Genomic DNA, 3,093 nt, shown 5'->3' on the forward strand with positions numbered 1-3,093 from the left:
GTGGTGGTGATGGCAAAGGTAGCTCTGATGGAGCAGAAGAAGCTGCCCCGGCTATACGCGGAGTATCTTATTATACGGATGCCTCTGTACTCCATGATCACGGGAGACTGCCAGTGCTGATCTATGGCCCAGGTGATCCCGGGCTTGCTCATCAGCCGGATGAGTGGGTCGATATTGAAGCTTATCTGGATTCGATTGAATTCTACCGTAAGCTGGCCCTTTCATACCTTGGAGTAATCAGGGCTTAGGCCGTGTCTGCTTATCGCGGTCAAAAACAACCTTCCGCCAGCAGCCGATGAGGCTGTAAAGCGGAAGGTTGTTTTTGGGTTTATTATTTATTTCTACAAAATGGATTTACGCATTATATTGAGCCTGATATAGGCGGCTGTAAGTCCCTCCGGCATTCACCAGCTCCTCATGGCGGCCTTCCTCGGAGATGCCGTCCTCATTCACGACGATGATCCGGTCAGCATTTTTGATCGTCGTGAGACGATGGGCGATCACCAGGGTAGTCCGGCCCACAGACAGCTCAGCCAGTGACTGCTGGATTGCAGCTTCGGTCTCGGTGTCGAGGGCTGAGGTGGCTTCGTCCAGAATCAGAATCGGCGGGTTCTTCAGGAACATCCGGGCGATGGCCAGCCGCTGCTTTTGTCCGCCGGACAGCTTCACGCCGCGTTCTCCAATCACCGTGTCCATGCCTTCCGGCAGGCTGTTGATCAGCTCCTCCAGATGGGCACGCCGCGCGGCTTGCCAGATTTCCGGCAGCTCCGCCTCCAGCTTACCGTAGGCGATGTTCTCGCGGATGGTCCCGGAGAAAAGGAATACATCCTGCTGTACAATCCCGATCTGCTTGCGCAGCGAATGGAGCTTGATGTCGCGGATATCCGTACCGTCAATGGAGATAGAGCCGCCGGTAACATCATAGAAGCGGGGCAGCAGACTGCAGATCGTTGTTTTACCGGCCCCGGAGGGTCCGACGAAGGCAATCGTTTCGCCGGCATTTACCTTCAGGGAGATCTCCTGCAGCACAGGACGGGCGGCATCATAGCCAAAGCTGACATTGTTGAAGAGAATATCGCCGCGCAGAGAACCCGCCTCGACCGCATCCGGTTTATCAGTAATATCCGGCTCAGTATCCATGATTTCCAGATACCGCTTGAAGCCGGCAATACCCTTCGGGTAGCTTTCGATCACGGCATTGATCTTCTCGATCGGACGGAAAAACACATTGGCCAGCAGAATGAAGGCGACAAATTCACCGATTTCAAGCTCTCCTTGGATGAAGAACCAGGCGCCGCAGACCATGACCACAATTGTAATTAGACGTGTCATCATATAGCTGACTGACGAGCTTTTGGCCATCAGCTTATAAGCCATCAGCTTCGTTTGACGGAACATTTGATTGTCGGCAGCGAACAGCGACTTCTCATGTTCTTCATTGGCAAAAGACTGCACCACGCGGATACCGCCGACATTGTCCTCGATCCGGGCATTGAAATTGCCCACATTGCCGAAGAGGCGGTGGTAAGTGGAGGTCATGTTGCGTCCGAAATGAATAATGACCCAGGCCATAACCGGCACAATGATGAAGGTTATGACAGCCAGCTTCAGATTGATGTCTGCCATTAAGATAAAGGCTCCGATCAGCGTCATCACAGCGATAAATACATCTTCAGGCCCATGATGCGCCACTTCGCCGATATCATTGAGATCATTGGTGATCCGGCCGATCAAATGACCGGTTTTATGATTGTCGAAGAAGCGGAATGAGAGCTTCTGGATATGATCAAACATTTTTTTGCGCATATTGGTTTCGATATTGATTCCCAGCATATGTCCCCAATACGTGACCACATAATTCATGGCAGTGTTCAGGGCATAGACTGCAAGCAGGGCAACACAGGCTATCAGAATCAGCGGCCAGTCCTGACCAGGCAGCAGATCATCAATAAATGTATTCACAGCCACCGGGAAGGCCAGCTCCAGCAGACCCGCACCTACAGCACAGGTGAAGTCGAGAATAAACAGTTTTTTATAGGGGCGGTAGTAGGAGAAAAAACGACGCAGCATCTCTAGTTCACTCTTTTCTGTTGTAATATGCATTGTCAGTTGAGAGTCATTCTCAACTAATCTTATTCTTAGGATACTAAAGAGGGTTTCCGGATTTGTCAACCTTTGTAATATAGCGACTGTACAACAATTAATGCCATTTCACCCAGACCAAGCTGTACGTTTTCACATATTTTATCAGTATTCAAGTATAAAGGAGGAGTTAACATGAGCGAAAATGTCGGCGGATACAGCCCGTTCACTTCTACTGGAGCGATTCTGGTTTTGTTCATCCTGCTGGTAATCATCACTAAATCCCTCTGGGTATAAGGTTAGAGCATCTTATCCCGAAGCTGCCGGTCCTTATGGGCCGGCAGTTTCTTTACATAGGGGTGCCGGAGGAGAAGCTGAAATTTTATGCAATTGCAGTCATGTAAGGTTATAATAAAACAATGTGCGTTGACATATGGGCAGTAAACCCTGACAAGCCCGGGTTTGTCAGGGTTTTGTGCTGCAACCGGGAGGAACATCATGACTGCAAAACCGCAAGACCGAACCTTACAAAATCCGGGCATGTCCCGTCCGGATGCCGGATCCGGCCGCTTTCTGCTGGTGCTGGGCATACTGTTTGTTGCCGCAGCACTGCGGGCTCCATTCACCTCTGTCGGACCGCTGCTGGGACTGATTCGTGACGATCTGGGCTTGACCAATACACTTGCAGGGTTCATCACTACTTTACCGCTGCTGGCCTTTGCGCTGTTGTCCCCTTTTGCGCCGCAGCTTGCCCGCAGGTATGGACTGGGGAATATTCTGCTGCTGGCTATGCTGGCGCTGTCAATTGGAATTCTGCTCCGCTCGGCGGCGGGAGTCGTTACTTTCTTTACAGGCACGGCGCTAATTGGACTGGCTATTGCCGCCTGCAATGTGCTGCTTCCCGGACTGATTAAGGGCAGATTTCCTGCGCGGATCGGCCTGATGACGGGCATGTATACTGTATCCATGAATCTTTGTGCAGCCGCGGCTTCAGGCTTCAGTGTGCCGCTT

At 51.3% G+C, this 3,093-nt stretch carries 4 protein-coding genes; 3 read left to right on the top strand and 1 reads right to left on the bottom strand.

Annotated features, from left to right (window positions below):
• Positions 1-248: M20/M25/M40 family metallo-hydrolase (locus AQR02_RS31845; protein WP_148449135.1), on the top strand; the 248-nt coding region annotated here is incomplete at its 5' end.
• A gap of 106 nt (positions 249-354) precedes the next feature.
• On the opposite strand, the gene AQR02_RS07030 is transcribed toward AQR02_RS31845, so the two are convergent.
• Positions 355-2,070: an ABC transporter ATP-binding protein gene (locus tag AQR02_RS07030; protein WP_054939973.1), complete on the bottom strand. Its 1,716-nt coding sequence runs from the start codon at positions 2,068-2,070 to the stop codon at positions 355-357.
• 207 nt (positions 2,071-2,277) lie between these two features.
• On the opposite strand from AQR02_RS07030, the gene AQR02_RS33010 reads away from it, so the two are divergent.
• On the top strand, positions 2,278-2,379 hold the full coding sequence (locus AQR02_RS33010) for a sporulation protein YjcZ (RefSeq protein ID WP_197071419.1): 102 nt from the start codon (positions 2,278-2,280) through the stop codon (positions 2,377-2,379).
• A gap of 201 nt (positions 2,380-2,580) precedes the next feature.
• A partial coding sequence (locus AQR02_RS31105) for an MFS transporter (RefSeq protein WP_148449136.1) occupies positions 2,581-3,093 on the top strand: 513 nt, incomplete at its 3' end.

The sequence above is a fragment of the Paenibacillus ihuae genome (genome assembly GCF_001368795.1).
Classification (GTDB): Bacteria; Bacillota; Bacilli; order Paenibacillales; family Paenibacillaceae; genus Paenibacillus_AQ; species Paenibacillus_AQ ihuae.